General features: G+C 48.5%; 17 protein-coding genes. 14 read left to right on the forward strand and 3 right to left on the reverse strand.

The features are described from left to right. Positions 1–14: 14 nt before the first annotated feature. Together eno and BM334_RS04770 are read left to right on the forward strand one after the other, a co-directional pair. Positions 15–1307, forward strand: a complete 1293-nt coding sequence (gene eno, locus BM334_RS04765; RefSeq protein ID WP_092838559.1) for a phosphopyruvate hydratase — start codon at positions 15–17, stop codon at positions 1305–1307. A 25-nt stretch (positions 1308–1332) separates the two neighbouring features. After that, on the forward strand, positions 1333–1974 hold the full coding sequence (locus BM334_RS04770) for a hypothetical protein (protein WP_092838563.1): 642 nt from the start codon (positions 1333–1335) through the stop codon (positions 1972–1974). A 2-nt stretch (positions 1975–1976) separates the two neighbouring features. Here BM334_RS04770 and BM334_RS04775 read toward each other — a convergent pair whose 3' ends face one another. After that, a complete protein-coding gene (locus BM334_RS04775; RefSeq protein WP_092838566.1) occupies positions 1977–2696 on the reverse strand; it encodes a sulfite exporter TauE/SafE family protein in 720 nt (239 codons plus the stop codon). Positions 2697–2812: 116 nt separating this feature from the next. On the opposite strand from BM334_RS04775, the gene ftsB reads away from it, so the two are divergent. The 9 genes from ftsB to rpoS are packed head-to-tail and all read left to right on the forward strand — an operon-like array spanning position 2813 to position 9101. Then, positions 2813–3103, forward strand: coding sequence for a cell division protein FtsB (gene ftsB / locus BM334_RS04780; RefSeq protein ID WP_092838569.1), 291 nt, complete (start codon positions 2813–2815; stop codon positions 3101–3103). Between the two features lie 5 nt (positions 3104–3108). After that, a complete protein-coding gene (gene ispD / locus BM334_RS04785) occupies positions 3109–3804 on the forward strand; it encodes a 2-C-methyl-D-erythritol 4-phosphate cytidylyltransferase (protein ID WP_092838573.1) in 696 nt (231 codons plus the stop codon). After that, positions 3804–4280 carry a 2-C-methyl-D-erythritol 2,4-cyclodiphosphate synthase gene (ispF, locus tag BM334_RS04790; protein WP_092838576.1) on the forward strand — a complete coding sequence of 159 codons (477 nt, stop codon included), beginning with the start codon at positions 3804–3806 and terminating at the stop codon, positions 4278–4280. Before ispD ends, ispF begins: the two co-directional genes overlap by 1 nt. Further along, on the forward strand, positions 4273–5307 hold the full coding sequence (gene truD, locus BM334_RS04795) for a tRNA pseudouridine(13) synthase TruD (RefSeq protein ID WP_177215001.1): 1035 nt from the start codon (positions 4273–4275) through the stop codon (positions 5305–5307). Before ispF ends, truD begins: the two co-directional genes overlap by 8 nt. A 34-nt stretch (positions 5308–5341) precedes the next feature. Next, positions 5342–6097, forward strand: a complete 756-nt coding sequence (gene surE, locus BM334_RS04800) for a 5'/3'-nucleotidase SurE (RefSeq protein ID WP_092838582.1) — start codon at positions 5342–5344, stop codon at positions 6095–6097. Further along, a complete protein-coding gene (locus BM334_RS04805) occupies positions 6094–6729 on the forward strand; it encodes a protein-L-isoaspartate(D-aspartate) O-methyltransferase (RefSeq protein WP_092838585.1) in 636 nt (211 codons plus the stop codon). Before surE ends, BM334_RS04805 begins: the two co-directional genes overlap by 4 nt. Continuing rightward, positions 6726–7304: a YqaA family protein gene (locus tag BM334_RS04810; RefSeq protein ID WP_092838589.1), complete on the forward strand. Its 579-nt coding sequence runs from the start codon at positions 6726–6728 to the stop codon at positions 7302–7304. Before BM334_RS04805 ends, BM334_RS04810 begins: the two co-directional genes overlap by 4 nt. Beyond that, complete coding sequence (locus tag BM334_RS04815; protein WP_092838592.1) at positions 7288–8136, forward strand: peptidoglycan DD-metalloendopeptidase family protein; 849 nt, start codon at positions 7288–7290, stop codon at positions 8134–8136. Before BM334_RS04810 ends, BM334_RS04815 begins: the two co-directional genes overlap by 17 nt. Next, a complete protein-coding gene (gene rpoS / locus BM334_RS04820; RefSeq protein WP_092838595.1) occupies positions 8133–9101 on the forward strand; it encodes an RNA polymerase sigma factor RpoS in 969 nt (322 codons plus the stop codon). The genes BM334_RS04815 and rpoS overlap by 4 nt, the downstream gene beginning before the upstream one ends. A 6-nt stretch (positions 9102–9107) precedes the next feature. Here rpoS and mutS read toward each other — a convergent pair whose 3' ends face one another. After that, complete coding sequence (gene mutS / locus BM334_RS04825; RefSeq protein ID WP_092838598.1) at positions 9108–11678, reverse strand: DNA mismatch repair protein MutS; 2571 nt, start codon at positions 11676–11678, stop codon at positions 9108–9110. Between the two features lie 52 nt (positions 11679–11730). Between mutS and BM334_RS04830 the strand changes: the two genes are divergently transcribed. From BM334_RS04830 to BM334_RS04840, 3 genes are read left to right on the forward strand one after another with little or no spacing between them, the layout of a single operon-like run. After that, positions 11731–12213: a CinA family protein gene (locus BM334_RS04830; RefSeq protein WP_092838601.1), complete on the forward strand. Its 483-nt coding sequence runs from the start codon at positions 11731–11733 to the stop codon at positions 12211–12213. 60 nt (positions 12214–12273) lie between these two features. Next, positions 12274–13341 carry a recombinase RecA gene (recA, locus tag BM334_RS04835; protein WP_092838604.1) on the forward strand — a complete coding sequence of 356 codons (1068 nt, stop codon included), beginning with the start codon at positions 12274–12276 and terminating at the stop codon, positions 13339–13341. Between the two features lie 21 nt (positions 13342–13362). After that, entirely contained in the window at positions 13363–14382 is a 1020-nt protein-coding gene (locus BM334_RS04840; RefSeq protein ID WP_092838607.1) for a patatin-like phospholipase family protein, read from the forward strand. Between the two features lie 171 nt (positions 14383–14553). Here BM334_RS04840 and putP read toward each other — a convergent pair whose 3' ends face one another. Further along, positions 14554–16068, reverse strand: a complete 1515-nt coding sequence (gene putP, locus BM334_RS04845) for a sodium/proline symporter PutP (protein ID WP_092838611.1) — start codon at positions 16066–16068, stop codon at positions 14554–14556. Positions 16069–16072: the final 4 nt, after the last annotated feature.

The raw sequence follows: 16072 nt of genomic DNA on the forward strand, positions 1-16072 counted from the left end.
AGTATTTTAGTCTCATGGCAGCAATTAAGAACATTGTAGCTCGTGAAATCATGGACTCACGTGGCAACCCAACTGTTGAAGCCGATGTGTTTTTGGATAATGGCCATTGGGGCCGTGCGGCGGCACCGAGTGGCGCATCAACCGGTTCACGCGAAGCCCTTGAATTGCGTGACGGTGATAAATCACGTTATTTAGGCAAAGGCGTTGAGAAAGCGGTGGCGAATATTCACGACAGCATTGCACCGGCATTAACAGGTGTGGACGCAACTGATCAAGCTCGCGTTGACCAAGTGATGCTAGAGCTTGATGGCACTGAAAACAAAGAAAAGCTTGGTGCGAACGCTATCTTAGCGGTGTCACTAGCCGTCGCCAAGGCAGCGGCAAGCAGCAAAGGCATGCCGTTATACGCACACATTTCCGAATTAAATGGCACCGCCGGCCAGTTCAGTATGCCATTACCTATGATGAACATTCTTAACGGCGGTGAGCATGCAGATAATAATGTTGATATTCAAGAGTTTATGATTCAGCCTGTTGGCGCGCCGAACTTCCGTGAAGCGTTACGTATGGGCGCAGAAGTATTTCACGCCCTGAAAAAAGTATTGCAAGCCCGCGGCCTTAGTACTGCCGTTGGCGACGAGGGCGGTTTTGCGCCGAACTTGGCGAGTAACGAAGAAGCCTTGGCGGTTATTGTGGAAGCGGTAGAAAAAGCCGGTTACCGCATGGGTGACGACATTACCTTAGCGCTTGACTGTGCCGCTTCTGAGTTTTATCGTGACGGTAAATACAACTTAAGCGGCGAAGGCAAATCATTTGACGCCGCAGGTTTCGCTGAGTACCTCGATGGCTTGTGCCAACGCTACCCAATTATCTCTATTGAAGACGGTTTAGATGAAAGCGATTGGGATGGCTGGAAAGTTCTAACCGACCGTTTAGGTGACCGCGTTCAGTTGGTCGGTGACGACTTGTTTGTCACCAATACCAAAATTTTGAAACGTGGTATTGAGCAGGGGATCGGCAACTCAATTTTGATCAAGTTTAACCAAATCGGTAGCTTGTCAGAAACCCTAGCGGCTATTCGCATGGCTCGCGAAGCTGGCTTTACCGCGGTTATTTCGCACCGCTCTGGTGAAACCGAAGACGCCACCATTGCCGACTTGGCGGTGGGTACCGCAGCGGGCCAAATTAAAACGGGTTCTCTGTGTCGTTCAGACCGTGTTGCTAAGTATAACCAGTTATTGCGTATTGAAGCCGAATTAAACGGCGAAGCGCCATATCGTGGTCGTGCTGAAGTAAATGCGAAGTAAACACCGCGCGAACTAGGTCGCCACCATGACACAGCAAGGCGATATTTTTCAGCAGCTCACGTCTACCACTAGTGTAGGCGTGAGCTCTGCTGCATTTGCGGAGCTGTGTACCGCGCTTTATGAGCGTGAGTTAAATTTGCTGGCACACCAACCCCAAGTGTCGACAGGCCTTTTGCAGCGTCGGTTACAAAGTTTGCCGTACCATGTCAAAAATGCCGCACGCGGTATGCTTGAAAGCGATGCGCCCTACACACTGGATATTCAAAATGCCAGTTGGCAGGCGCCGCAAAAACGTCAATTAACGGTGAGTGCAACACAAGGCGCAAAATTACAGAAATGGTTGTTACGGCAAGCTCGGCTGGGCGACACCGTCGCGATTTTTGATTGCCGAGGGCCTATTCAGTTAGCGCGTTTAGATTCGATTGATCGCATTGATAAAGAAAACCAGCGCGTACATTGCAACATGCACGGTTGGTTCGACTTTACCGGTCGCTGCCAAGACACCGGTATTGATTCATCGCAACAAGCGCAACTTGCGCTACTTAAACCCGATGCGAGTAATTTGGCCCCCGCTTTTTGTGGTCATCAGTGGAACCATAAGGGCAAGGTTGATCCGCGAACCTTAACCTTGCGCGAAGTGTTGTTAGCAACAACAGTCGATTTTTGAGCCTATAAGGCCCCCCAAAAGGCAATAATACTCGCCGCCATAACTAATAACAGACTGATTTTACGAAACAAACGCTCAGATAAATAGCCACTGACATTGTGTCCTACCCATGCACCAGCAATAGCCCCAATCAACAAGCTAATTAAGGTTGCCACAAAGTCAATTTGATATAGCCCTTGAGCGCTGAATGACACAATATTGGTTAGTGCCAATACCCAAAAGAATACCGTTAATGTGGCACGAAAGGCCAAACGGTCAAGGTTATTCCCGGTAAGAAATAACACCACTGGCGGGCCGCCCAAAGTAAGCGCTCCGTTGCTAAAGCCGGCGAGTAACCCTGTGAGTGATTGCAAGCGTTGACCACTTTGGTGGCGCCATTGCAGCCCAAACCAAAACAGTATCGCCACCATAAAAATCATCACGGCCATGGCCATTTGCAACCAGTCTAGGCGCATATAAGCCAGTAAATAATTGCCGAGCAGGGTGCCGATAATGCCGCTCAGCAATAGCGCTCGCCATTGTTGTAGCCGAACATGATGACGCAAGGCCCAAGCTAGGTAGGTTGCCATGACAAAATTAACCACCGATAAGGTTGGCGTAATAACGGTTAGCGGCAATAACAGGGTTAACAGTGGCACCGCAATAAGGCCCGAACCAAAACCGGTAATGCCTTGCAAACAGGCACCGAGAAACATAATGGCAATAATTATTAGGTATTCCATAACCGCTCGTGTTATTTGTCGTTGGGCTTTGTGGCAAAGGTCGATATACTAGCAGAATCGTCGCGCCAATTTATAATAATCAACGACGGTCTCTGAGAAAAGCTACGGGAATGCCTATGCGACTTCTAAAAGTACTGTTTATTGTTGCTTTAGTTGCACTGCAGTATCGGCTTTGGTTTGGTAAAAATAGCTTACCGGACTATTGGGCACTGCAGTCAGATGTGCAACGTCAGGCCGAAACAAATCAGCGCCTTGAACAACGAAACCAAGTTTTAAAAGCTGATATTACCGATTTGCGCGACGGCCAAGTTGCCCTTGAAGAGCGGGCACGTAATGAGCTTGGGCTGATAAAAGAAGACGAAACGTTTTTTCGGCTGGTTCCCATTAAACAATCAACAAATGAATAAACTCCATGGATAAGCATCCCTCATTGGCTGCCGTCATCCCTGCTGCGGGCGTTGGTAGCCGAATGAAGTTAGCCACACCGAAACAATATCTGACTATTGCGGGGCAAACCGTACTGCAACATAGCGTTGCCGCACTAGCGCAAGACCCCCGAATTCAACGAATTTTTATTGCCATTGCTACCACAGACACCTACGCGCAACAACTTCAGTTTACTGTAGATGTACCCATTACCTGGGTTGTGGGTGGTGCGACGCGCGCCGCCTCGGTAGCGGCCGGTGTGCAGGCGGCTAAGCAACAGGGCTACGCCTTCATTGCGGTACATGATGCTGCGCGCCCTTGTTTGCAAGCCGATGAACTAGCCGCAGTGATCAGCGCCGGCATGCAGCATAGCGATGGTGCGCTGCTAGCCATTCCGGTGGCTGACACCTTAAAACGAGCTGACGGGAAGGTTGTACGTGAAACCATAGCGCGCAAGCACTTATGGCGGGCACAAACGCCGCAGGTGTTTGCCAGCGATAAACTATTGCAAGCCCTTACCAAAGTTGGGGTTGAGAATGGCGACATTACTGACGAAGCCTCAGCCATTGAATTGCAAGGTGGCCAACCACAGCTGGTAGAGGGGCGCGCCACCAACATTAAAATTACCCAACCAGGCGACGAAGCCTTGGCAACAATGTATTTAAACAACAGGAATTTATAATGCGAATTGGTCATGGTTACGATGTCCATAAGTTTGGTGGCGATGGGCCACTGACACTTGGCGGCATTCAAGTGTCTTATGCAGAAGGTTTAATTGCTCACTCTGACGGCGATGTGATTTTGCATGCTGTTGCTGATGCTTTGTTAGGCGCAGTAGCCCTAGGTGACATTGGCCAGCACTTTCCGGACACCGACGATACTTATGCCGGGGCCGATAGCGGCAAACTACTGCAGCACGTGTACAGTTTAGTGCTTAACAAAGGCTTTGTTTTGGGCAACCTTGACGTGACCGTGGTTGCGCAAGCCCCCAAACTAGCTGAGTACATTCCGGCTATGCGCCAACGCATTGCACAGTTGCTTAATGCGAATGACGACCTGGTTAACGTCAAAGCAACCACCACCGAAAAGCTCGGGTTTGTCGGGCGCAAAGAGGGCATTGGTTGCCATGCTGTGGTACTGGTGGTGCCGCGTGACTGAAGCTTATTTGCACGGCAAACCAAGTTGCCAAGGCGTATTTAAAGCCAGCCCTGAAGACTTTCAAGTCACAGAAATACTTGAATTACCGGTGACCGAGCCAAGCGAACAAGCTGGTGAGCACCAATGGCTTTGGGTAGAGAAAAAAGGCGCCAATACCGCGTTTGTGGCTTCGCAAATAGCCGAGTTTGCAGGGGTTAAAGAACGCGATGTGAGTTATTCGGGGTTAAAAGATCGTCACGCGCTTACCTATCAATGGTTTTCGGTGCAGCTGCCGGGGCAGGCGTTACTAGATTGGGCTCGGCTAGAACACCCTGAGTTTAAAGTTCTAACAGCGGCATTGCAGCCACGTAAGTTGAAAACCGGCACCCATAAAGGCAACCATTTTGTGCTCAGAATTCGCCAAATTGATCAGCCCGAAGTCTTTGCGCAGCGTTGGCAAGCGATTGTTGAAAAAGGCGTGCCTAATTACTTTGGGGCACAGCGCTTTGGCCACAATGGACAAAATATTGAACAAGCAAAACGTTGGTTTAAAGGCGAGTTAAAACGCCGACCAAGCCGTCATCAAAGTGGTTTGTATTTGTCAGCAGCGCGTTCCTTTTTGTTTAATCAGGTGGTACACGAGCGGCTGAGTGCAAATCGATTGCAGCCAGAAGTAGGCGATGCGATGATGTTACAAGGTAGCCAATCGTTTTTCGTTGTCGACAGTATTGATGACGCGCTTAAAGCGCGCTTTGCCAGTGGCGATATTCAACTGACAGCACCATTGCCAGGTAGCGGGCGCCAGCTGACTCAAGCCAATATTGCTGAGTTAGAAGCCGGAGTGTATGTGCGTTACCCTGACTTGTATCAAGGGCTGCGCAAGCAACGTATTGATGAGGGGCGTCGCGCGCTATTGTTGCAGTTGCAAGAGCCGCAAATGCGTTGGCTTACCGATGATTGCGCCGAGCTTGAATTTACGCTTGGGCGTGGTGCTTTTGCCACCAGCGTATTGCGTGAATTAATCGACGATGTGCCGCACGAAAAATAACGAGAGAGTCATTTAATACAAGGTAATCAAACTCATGATGAAGTTACTAGTCAGTAATGACGATGGTGTTCATGCGCCAGGCATTGAAGCACTTTATTTACGACTAAAAGAAATTGCCCAGGTAAGGGTTATCGCACCAGACCGAAACTGTAGCGGAGCAAGCAACTCACTAACGCTGCATAATCCGCTGCGCATGCAAAAATTGCCTAATGGTTTTTATTCGCTCAATGGTACGCCAACTGACTGTGTGCATTTAGGTACGAACTCACCGCTGGCCGATGATGTGGATTTAGTGGTTTCGGGTATTAATGATGGCCCCAATATGGGTGATGATGTGCTGTACTCCGGCACGGTCGCTGCGGCTATGGAAGGGCGTTTTATGGGCTTGCCGGCCATTGCTGTATCGATGGGCTCGCACAACGATGAATTTTACGATACGGCAGCGCGTGTTGTAGCCGATGTAGTGAATCGCATGGCTGACCAGCCGTTACGCCTAGACACGATATTGAACATTAATGTACCCGCTATACCTTATGAGCAGCTAAAAGGTTTTAAGGTGACGCGCTTAGGCCGTCGCCACCGAGCAGAGCGAATGGTGCAAAGCAAAGACCCATTTGGCCGTGATATTTTCTGGTACGGGCCTATTGGCGGGCATCAAGATGATGCCGAGGGCACAGACTTTCACGCGGTGCGCGAGGGTTATGTATCGATCACTCCTATCAGTTTGGATATGACCGCGCGTAGCCATCAAGATACTTTATCTACTTGGTTGGCTAGCACGACGTCATGATTCAAAATTTTCAAGGAATGGCACGTAAGCTGACCGCAAAACTGCGTGCCGAAGGAATTTCTAATCCAGCGGTGCTGGCTGTTATTGAGTCAACACCAAGGCATTTATTTATGCCCGAGTCGTTAGCTCATAAAGCGTACGAAAACACCGCGTTGCCTATTGGGCAGGGGCAAACCATTAGCCAACCATTAATGGTTGCGTCTATGACCCAATTACTGATGCAGCATGATTGCCATAAAGTGTTAGAAATTGGTACAGGTAGTGGTTATCAAACAGCTATTTTGGCACAGTTAGTTGACCAAGTGTTTTCGGTTGAGCGCATTGCTGAATTGCAATATCAAGCCAAGCGGCGCCTGAAAAAACTGGATTTACATAATGTGTCAATGCGCCATGGTGACGGTTGGCAAGGATGGAAATCAAAAGGGCCTTTTGACGGCATTATTGTGACCGCTGCGGCGAGTGAAGTACCGCCTGCGTTGCTCCAACAACTAACCGATGGCGGAGTTATGGTGATTCCGGTTGGAACCGTTACGCAGCGCCTTATTGTGGTGCGTCGTTTTGGCGATGAGTTTGAACAAAAGGAGTTGGGCCAAGTGAAATTTGTGCCATTAGTGCCAGGTGCTACCGTATGAAAATTTTTGGTTGGCTTTATGACAAAGTACTGAGCTGGTCACAACATCGCAATGCACCGACTATTTTAGCAGGGTTAAGCTTTTCTGAGTCGGTGATATTTCCTATTCCACCGGATGTGATGTTAGCTCCCATGGCCATGACGCAACCAGAAAAAGCCTGGCGTTTTGCGCTGATCACAACGATTGCTTCAGTGCTAGGTGGCATTGCCGGCTATTGGCTTGGTTATTTCCTATTTGAGCCTGTGGTGTTGCCGTTGGTTGAGTGGGCCGGTTATCAAGAAAAATTAGCGCGTGTAACTAATTGGTTTCAGCTTTATGGTTTTTGGATTATTTTCATTGCTGGGTTCTCACCGTTGCCCTATAAGTTATTCACTGTAACAGGTGGTATGTTGAGCGTTGCTTTTATCCCGTTTGTGTTGGGCTCGCTAATTAGTCGTGGGTTACGGTTCTTCTTGGTAGCGTGGCTGCTGAAAACAGGCGGCCCGAAAATGGCCCTGAAATTACGCACCTATGTTGATCGTATTGGTTGGGGGGTGGTGATACTTGCCATCGTAGCCTATGTTTGGACGCGTTGATTTTTACCTAGTTTTTACACTGTTGATGGCCCTTGTGTTATCGGGGTGCGCGCAACCGAGTGAACCCGCACCCGTTACACGATTATACAAAGGCAAGTCAATTCATGACTTTGAACGGGCAAGTTTGGCCAGCCCGCAGTATGAGGTTTCACAAGGCGATACGCTTTATTCTATCGCCTTTCGTGCCAATGTGGATGTGCGTGATGTTGCAAAATGGAACCAAATTCCAGCGCCTTATATCATTGTTCCTGGGCAGAAAATTAGCTTACAAGCACCGACTCCGGCTCGCACACAAAGCATTGCGTCACAGCCGAAGAAAGGGTATGTTGATAAACAAAATAAAAGCAAAGCTGTAACAGTAAAGCAACAGGCGCAGCCTGCACGGGCTGTAACTTCTGTAGGTAAGCCGGCGGTGTTAAGTAGTAACAGTGAGCCTGCATTGCCAGCAAGTAAAGATATACGCTGGCAGTGGCCGACACCAGCTAAGGTAACGCGCGAGTTCTCAACCGCTGAAGCAGGAAATAAAGGCATCGATTTTGCCGGAAGCGAAGGAGATCCCGTTTTTGCAGCAGCGAGCGGGAAAGTAGTTTACGCCGGCAATGCACTAAAAGGTTATGGTCAATTAATTATTTTGAAACATAACGATGATTACATTACAGCGTATGCACATAATCAAAAGTTGTTGGTCAAAGAGCAACAGTGGGTAAACAAAGGCGAAGAAATTGCCACAATGGGGGACACTGATGCAGAACGCGTTAAATTGCATTTTCAGGTGCGATTTCGTGGCAAGTCAGTGAATCCTCGGCATTATTTGCCTCGGGGGACGCAATGAGTCGAGATCAAGAAGAGATTGAAGAGATTGATGAGCAAGAACTGCTCTCAATGGAACAATCCACAGTAGAAGATAGTGACGAAGCGTTTGAAGAAATACTGGCAAATCGCGTCAACTATCAGAAGAAAATGGATGCCACCCAGCTGTACTTAAGTGAGATTGGTTATTCACCATTATTAACCGCTGAAGAAGAAGTGCACTTTTCACGTTTAGCGCTTAAAGGTGATGGCAAAGCACGTGCACGGATGATCGAAAGTAACTTGCGCTTAGTGGTTAAAATAGCGCGCCGTTACACCAATCGAGGCTTAGCGTTATTAGACTTAGTGGAAGAAGGTAACCTGGGTTTAATTCGTGCGGTAGAAAAGTTTGACCCTGAGCGCGGCTTTCGTTTTTCAACCTATGCCACTTGGTGGATTCGCCAAACCATTGAACGCGCAATTATGAATCAGACGCGTACAATTCGCTTACCAATTCACGTTGTAAAAGAACTGAATAGTTATTTACGCGCAGCCCGCGAATTAGCCCACACATTGGATCATGAGCCAACGGCAGAGGATATTGCCGAAAAACTTGATGTTTCGGTCGCTGATGTAACCCGCATGTTGCGATTGAACGAACGAGTGACTTCGGTTGATACGCCAATGGGCGGTAGTGATAACGACAAAGCCTTGGTCGATATGCTGACCGACGATAACGACTATGGTCCTGAAGGCGAAATGCAAGAAAACGATGTGCGCGAGCACATTATGGCGTGGCTAGAAAATCTGAACGAGAAACAGCGCGAAGTGCTGGCACGGCGTTTTGGCCTGCTTGGTTATGAGCCAGCTACGTTGGAAGACGTGGGTCGGGAAATTGGCCTCACGCGTGAGCGGGTAAGACAAATTCAAGTGGAAGCATTGCGCCGTTTACGCGACATGCTAAGGCAACAAGGGCTTAGCCTTGATGCCTTATTTCATCGCGATTAAGCTGCATTACTTAAGGCGCCGCTGCCAAGTTGCCAACCAGGTTAAGGCTTCCAGCGGCGTGAGTTCATTAATATTCAAATCATTCAACGCCTGTTCAAATTCGCTTGGTTCTATAGCGGGTGGGGTTGAATCCACCGCAGTAAATAAGTCCGCTTGATCGGCGGCAACTTCATGTTTATGTGCTTGTTCAAGCTGCACTAAGTGACGTTTGGCCTGTGCCAGTACCGGCGCCGGTAAGCCCGCCAATTGTGCTACTTGCACCCCAAAGCTACGGCTTGCAGCACCGTCTTTGACTTTGTGTTGGAAGGCAATAGTGTCGCCGTGCTCAGTGGCTTCTACATGCACATTAACGGCACCTTGATGTTGGCCAATGGTTTGGGTTAATTCAAAATAGTGCGTGGCAAATAGTGTTAGCGCGCGGCTGTTATCAAGTAAGGCTTCGGCACACGCCCAGGCTAACGCTAAGCCGTCATAAGTGGAGGTACCGCGGCCAATCTCATCCATAAGCACCAAACTTTGTGCGGTTGCATTGTGCAAAATGTTGGCGGCTTCGGTCATTTCAACCATAAACGTTGAGCGGCCTGAGGCTAAATCGTCTGATGCACCAATGCGCGTAAAAATACGATCAACCGGGCCAAAAACAGCCTGTTTGGCAGGCACAAAGGAACCGCAGTGCGCCATAATTGTTAACAGCGCAGTTTGGCGCATGTAGGTTGATTTACCCCCCATGTTTGGGCCGGTAATTAACAGCAAACGTCGTGCTGGATTCAGTGCCACGTCATTGGCTATGAATGGCGTGGTTTGCAATCGTTCAATAACCGGATGCCGAGCGTCGTGAAGTTGAATTTGCACGTCAGAGCTTAATTGCGGCCGCGTGTAGTGATGTTCGTTCGCATGCGCTGCAAAACAGCGAAGCACATCAATTTCAGCCAAAGCCTTTGCGGTAGTTTGCAGGGGAACTAAGTGTTCAGCAATTTGCTCAATCAAATTCTCATAAAGCCATTTCTCACGAGCGAGAGCGCGACTTTGGCTTTGTAGAACCTTGTCTTCATAGGTTTTTAGTTCGGGAATAATATAACGTTCGGCATTTTTTAACGTTTGACGACGTTGGTAGTCCGCCGGAATTTGGTTGCTTGCTGCTCGGCTTGCTTCCAAGTAATAGCCATGCACTTTGTTGTAGCCAATTTTTAAGGTGCTGATACCGGTACGTTGGCGTTCGCGCGTTTCAATTTGTTGCAAGAAGTCGGTCGCGCCAGCGGCAAGCTGTCGTTGCTCATCAAGTTCCTCATCAAAGCCGTCGCGAATCACACCACCATCGCGAATCAACACTGGCGGTTGCTCCATCAGCGCGGTATCGAGTAAGTCTGCAAGCTCTGGAAACAATTGAATGCTTTCGGCCCAAGGTTTAAGCGCCTTTGCCTGTAATAATTGGTGTAAATGCGGCAGCGCGTGGAAAGCACTGCGTAAGCGGGCCAAATCGCGCGGACGCGCAGATCGTAAGCCGATGCGGGTTAGAATGCGTTCCACATCACCAACTTCACGCAAATAGTCGTGAATGCCATGGTAGTCTGACTGTTGCAGCGCGGCGACGGCATCGTAGCGCTGTTCAAGTATTTGGTGATGTCGCAACGGGCGCTGTAACCAGCGTTGCAATAAGCGGCTTCCCATTGCGGTGCTGGTGTTATCGAGCACGTTAAAAAGCGCTGTTTTTTGGCCACTTAATGAACGGACAATTTCTAGGTTACGGCGAGATACGGCGTCGAGCACGATAGCGTCATCATAACGCTCCGCGACAATAGACGTAATGTGCGGTAAGGCTGCTCGCTGCGTTGCGCGAACGTAATTTAACACTGCACCGGCGGCGCCAATGGCTTGCGGAAGATGGCTGATACCAAAGCCATCAAGGTGGGCCACTTGAAACTGGCGCAAGAGCATTTCATGGGCGCTGCTGCGATCAAATTCCCACTCAGGGCGGCGGCGACAGCAACTACAGTTGAGTTCGCGCTCGGAAAATTCCCAAGTTTCTGGGTATAACACTTCTGCGGGCTGTAGGCGTTCTAACTCGGCCCGTAATTGTTCACGCCCGGTGACTTCAAGCACGCTAAAGCGACCGCTAGCCATATCCAAACAAGCCAAGCCGAAGCTGTCACCGGGAGCTATGGCGACTAGTAAGTTCTCTTGCTCGGCGCTTAGCAATGCTTCATCAGTTAAGGTGCCAGGGGTAAGCACCCGAACAACTTGGCGCTCTACAGGCCCTTTACTGGTTGCGGGGTCGCCAATTTGCTCACAAATGGCGACCGATTCGCCGAGCTCAAGTAAGCGTGCCAAATAATTCTCGGCGGCATGGTAGGGAACACCAGCCATAGGAATTGGCTGGCCATTGCTGGCACCGCGCGCGGTTAATGATATATCTAACAGCTCAGCTGCGCGTTTGGCGTCGTCATAGAACAACTCGTAAAAGTCACCCATGCGATAGAATAAGAGCGTGTCAGCATGCTCTGCTTTTATGCGCAGATATTGCTGCATCATGGGCGTATGAGTTGCTAAAGATTGTATGTTATTTTGTGCGTTCGACATGCCTGTTATTATCCGTATAGAGTCGATATACCGCTGATCAAGGAATAGCGAAATGGTATCACAAACACGTCAGGATTTAGCAGCCGTTTTCGGTAAATGGCTGCAACAAAAACAGTGGCAAATGGTTACCGCTGAGTCATGCACCGGCGGCGGAATCGGTTATGCTATGAGCGCAGTGCCAGGAAGTTCGGCGTGGTTTGCTGGTGGCTTTATCACCTATAGCAATGACATGAAGCATCACTTATTGCATGTGCCAACTTTCACTTTAGCAAAACACGGTGCTGTATCGGCGGAAACAGCTGAGTCTATGGCGCGTGGTGCATTAGCCAATAGCGGTGCTGATTTGGCCATTGCGGTTACTGGTATTGCAGGGCCTGATGGCGGCACTAAAGACAAGCCCGTGGGGTTGGTGTGGTTTGGTTTAGCCTGGGGTAACCACTGTATAACCTGGTCAAAAAACTTTGAGGGAAGTCGAACCCAGGTACGCAAAGCCACAATTGACGAGGCTTTGCGAAGTTTTGAAAAAATAACTTGATACTGTATAAATTTACAGTACACTTACTAACAACATGAATAACTAAAGACGGACACTATCATGAGCAACGATAAGCAAAAAGCACTTGATGCAGCGTTAGGCCAAATTGAGCGTCAATTTGGTAAAGGTTCAATTATGCGCTTGGGCGACAACCAAGCTATGGATATCGAATCGGTATCAACGGGGTCATTAACATTAGATATCGCATTAGGTATTGGCGGCCTGCCATTTGGTCGTGTTGTTGAAATTTATGGTCCAGAATCAAGTGGTAAAACAACCTTAACGTTGCAAGTTATTGCCGAAGCACAGAAAAAAGGCAAAACCTGTGCGTTTGTTGACGCTGAGCATGCATTAGACCCTATTTACGCAGAAAAGCTTGGTGTGAACGTTGATGAGCTATTGGTTTCTCAGCCAGACACCGGTGAGCAAGCTCTTGAAATTTGTGACATGCTCGTGCGTTCAGGTGCTGTTGATGTGGTTGTGGTTGACTCTGTCGCCGCGTTAACGCCGCGTGCTGAAATTGAAGGTGAAATGGGCGACAGTCATGTTGGTTTGCAAGCACGTTTAATGTCGCAAGCGTTGCGTAAGCTGACAGCGAATATTAAAAAATCAAACAGCATGTGTATTTTCATCAACCAAATTCGGATGAAAATTGGTGTGATGTTTGGTAACCCAGAAACCACCACAGGTGGTAACGCACTGAAGTTTTATTCTTCTGTTCGCCTTGATATTCGTCGCACCGGCGCGGTGAAAGAGGGGGATGAAGTTGTGGGTAACGAAACGCGCGTGAAAGTTGTGAAGAACAAGGTGGCGCCACCGTTTAAACAAGCGGAATTCCAAATCATGTATGGTGCTGGCATATCGAAAGAAGGTGAGTTAATTGATCTTGGTGTGAAACAGAAGATCGTCGACAAAGCCGGCGCCTGGTATAGCTACAAAGGTGACAAAATTGGCCAAGGTAAAGCGAATGCCATGAAGTATATGATTGAGAATCCGAAAGTGGCAGCTGACATTGAGCAACAGATTCGCGAACAGTTATTAGCGAAGCCAGTAAAAGCACCGAAAGGCGGCGCTGCAAATGTTGCTGATAAAAATGCCGATGTTATGATGGATGACGATCTTATTTAATCATTCAGGACGAACGTTAGCATGAGTTATGTTCAAGTAGCATTAGCCCTAGGTTCAGGGGCTGCTCGAGGCTGGTCACACATTGGTGTTATTAAAGCCTTAAAAGAAATGGGCATCGAAGTTAACATGGTCGCAGGCACTTCAATCGGCTCCCTTGTGGGGGCCGGTTTTGCTTCTGGCCGGCTCGATGAGCTAGAAGAGTGGGTGCGAGACATGGGCCGCTGGCAGGTGTTTAACCTGCTCGATTTTGGTTTTAGTCACGGTGGCTTGGTGCAGGGTGAAAAAGTGTTTAATCACGCCCGCGAGCGTTTCGGCGCAATTAATATTGAAGACATGCAAGTTACTTATGGTGCTGTAGCCACCGATTTATTTACTGGCCGTGAAGTTTGGTTGCGTAAAGGCGATGTGTATGACGCCTCACGTGCATCATGCTCAATGCCTGGCCTGCTGGCACCAACAGGCATTAATGGGCGCTGGTTAGTCGATGGTGGTTTAGTGAATCCAGTCCCGGTGTCGTTATGTCGCGCGTTAGGTGCAGATTTCGTTATTGCGGTGAACTTGAACTCACAGCTCACCACGACAGCGGTTGAGGCACGTAACAAATACCTAGCACCAGGTAAAGATCATCAAGAACGTGAGCCCCAAGCTGACGTACATGGGCACAATACACCAACGACCACACAGCCAGCAGAAGGCAATAAGCCGAGTGATGAAGCCGAAGAAGGGTTCTTCAAGAGCTTTCTATCAACCAGCCAAAGCTACTGGGATGGCATGAAAGAGAAGTTCAATGGCCCATCGTACAAAGCGCCGGGCATGTTGGGCGTCATGGCAGGCTCTATTGATATTATGCAAGAGCGTATTAACAAGGCACGCTTAGCGGGCGATCCACCCGATATTCTTATTCAGCCGAAGCTTGGACATATTAGTCTGATGGAATTTGAGCGCGGCAATGAGGCCATTGATGTGGGTTATGAAACCACAATGCGTATGAAAGACTTCATTCTCTCTGAGCTACAGCTCTACTCCGAACGTCGTGGCTGAGAAGAGCAAAAGCGATATTAGCTATTGGATATTAGATATCAGCTAACAACTAACAAAAAAGGCGCCACATGAGGCGCCTTTTTCCTTTCTGATATCCGATATCCAATAGCTGCTATCGTACTTGCCTTTCTTCTGATATCTAATATCTACTAGCTAATATTGCAGTTGCCCTTAATGGTGCAACTGCTGTTCCATTTTATCGAACGTTGATTGCAACTGTGCATCGGGCTCAGCCGTTAAATGGCTAACCACAAGAACGGCAATGGTGCTAAGAATAAAGCCTGGAATAATAGCATACACGTCGGAGTCTTTTAATGTTGCACCGTCAGCCAACACTGGCGCGTATATCCAGAACAATACGGTAGCGGCACCCACAACCATACCGGCTAAAGCACCGTGACGATTCATACGCTTCCAGAACAAGCTAAGAATAATCACTGGACCAAATGCCGCACCGAAACCAGCCCAAGCATTCGCGACTAAGCCTAAAATGGTATTTTCTGGGTCCCAAGCTAGTGCAATTGCGACTAATGACACCAGCAATACCGAAATACGGCCGACAGTCACTAATTCTCTGTCGCTTGCGTCGCGGCGTAAAAAGGCTTTGTAGAAGTCTTCGGTTAATGAGCTTGAGGTAACCAATAGCTGAGATGAGATGGTACTCATAATCGCGGCTAAAATAGCGGCTAACAAGAAGCCTGAAATAAGCGGGTGGAATAGAACCTGCGAGAAAATAATGAAAATAGTCTCAGCATCATTCATATCGATGGGTTTTTCAGCGATATAAGCAATACCCACGAAACCGGTTAACATGGCACCTATAATGGAAACAAACATCCACGAGATACCAATGCGACGTGCCGCTGGTACGTCTTTAACCGAGCGAATCGCCATAAAACGTACAATAATGTGCGGCTGGCCGAAATAACCTAAGCCCCAAGCTAGCAGCGAAATGATGCCGAGAGTTGTTAATGCTTCGCCTTTTTTGACATCCCATAGAAAATCTAAAAAGTTGGGGTTCATTACTTCAACCGTGTTGGTCACTTGGCCAACACCACCTAAGTCAAAAACGGCGACAATAGGCACCAGCACAAGCGCTACAAACATGATGCAGCCTTGCACAAAGTCGGTCATAGAAACCGCTAAAAAACCACCAAATAACGTGTATGCACAAACGACACCAGCGGTTACCCAAAGACCCAGGCTGTAATCTAAACCGAAGGCTGAGCTAGCAAAAAGCTTACCACCGGCCACCAAACTCGCTGAGGTATACAAGGTAAAGAAGATAATAATGACGACTGATGAAAATACGCGTAGTACGCGAGTTTTGTCGTCAAAGCGATTGGCAAAGTAGTCAGGAATGGTTATTGAGTCGTTTGCAACTTCGGTGTAAGTGCGTAAACGCGGCGCTACAATGATGTAGTTTAGGTATGCACCAATTAATAGACCGACAGCAATCCATAACTGTGATACACCGGAGACATAAATAGCGCCGGGTAACCCCATAAGCATCCATCCACTCATGTCTGATGCGCCGGCAGATAAGGCGGTAACGCCAGGGCCTAACTTTCGACCGCCAAGCATGTAGCCTGAAACATCGTCTGTGGATTTTTTATATGCGTATAGGCCAATGCCAAGCATAACGATAAAATAGAGAGCTAATGAAACGAGTGTACCTGTTTCCAAAGCC

The organism is Pseudidiomarina donghaiensis (assembly GCF_900116895.1).
In the GTDB taxonomy this organism is placed as follows: Bacteria; Pseudomonadota; Gammaproteobacteria; order Enterobacterales; family Alteromonadaceae; genus Pseudidiomarina; species Pseudidiomarina donghaiensis.

What these genes read in the sequence shown, in the direction of transcription:
- rpoS (WP_092838595.1), top strand. Translation starts at nt 8,133, where the DNA reads ATGAGTCGAGATCAAGAAGAGATTGAAGAGATTGATGAGCAAGAACTG.
- BM334_RS04840 (WP_092838607.1), top strand. Translation starts at nt 13,363, where the DNA reads ATGAGTTATGTTCAAGTAGCATTAGCCCTAGGTTCAGGGGCTGCTCGA.
- ispD (WP_092838573.1), top strand. Translation starts at nt 3,109, where the DNA reads ATGGATAAGCATCCCTCATTGGCTGCCGTCATCCCTGCTGCGGGCGTT.
- BM334_RS04830 (WP_092838601.1), top strand. Translation starts at nt 11,731, where the DNA reads ATGGTATCACAAACACGTCAGGATTTAGCAGCCGTTTTCGGTAAATGG.
- eno (WP_092838559.1), top strand. Translation starts at nt 15, where the DNA reads ATGGCAGCAATTAAGAACATTGTAGCTCGTGAAATCATGGACTCACGT.
- recA (WP_092838604.1), top strand. Translation starts at nt 12,274, where the DNA reads ATGAGCAACGATAAGCAAAAAGCACTTGATGCAGCGTTAGGCCAAATT.
- ispF (WP_092838576.1), top strand. Translation starts at nt 3,804, where the DNA reads ATGCGAATTGGTCATGGTTACGATGTCCATAAGTTTGGTGGCGATGGG.
- surE (WP_092838582.1), top strand. Translation starts at nt 5,342, where the DNA reads ATGATGAAGTTACTAGTCAGTAATGACGATGGTGTTCATGCGCCAGGC.
- ftsB (WP_092838569.1), top strand. Translation starts at nt 2,813, where the DNA reads ATGCGACTTCTAAAAGTACTGTTTATTGTTGCTTTAGTTGCACTGCAG.
- mutS (WP_092838598.1), bottom strand. Translation starts at nt 11,678, where the DNA reads ATGTCGAACGCACAAAATAACATACAATCTTTAGCAACTCATACGCCC.
- BM334_RS04815 (WP_092838592.1), top strand. Translation starts at nt 7,288, where the DNA reads ATGTTTGGACGCGTTGATTTTTACCTAGTTTTTACACTGTTGATGGCC.
- BM334_RS04810 (WP_092838589.1), top strand. Translation starts at nt 6,726, where the DNA reads ATGAAAATTTTTGGTTGGCTTTATGACAAAGTACTGAGCTGGTCACAA.
- BM334_RS04775 (WP_092838566.1), bottom strand. Translation starts at nt 2,696, where the DNA reads ATGGAATACCTAATAATTATTGCCATTATGTTTCTCGGTGCCTGTTTG.
- BM334_RS04770 (WP_092838563.1), top strand. Translation starts at nt 1,333, where the DNA reads ATGACACAGCAAGGCGATATTTTTCAGCAGCTCACGTCTACCACTAGT.
- BM334_RS04805 (WP_092838585.1), top strand. Translation starts at nt 6,094, where the DNA reads ATGATTCAAAATTTTCAAGGAATGGCACGTAAGCTGACCGCAAAACTG.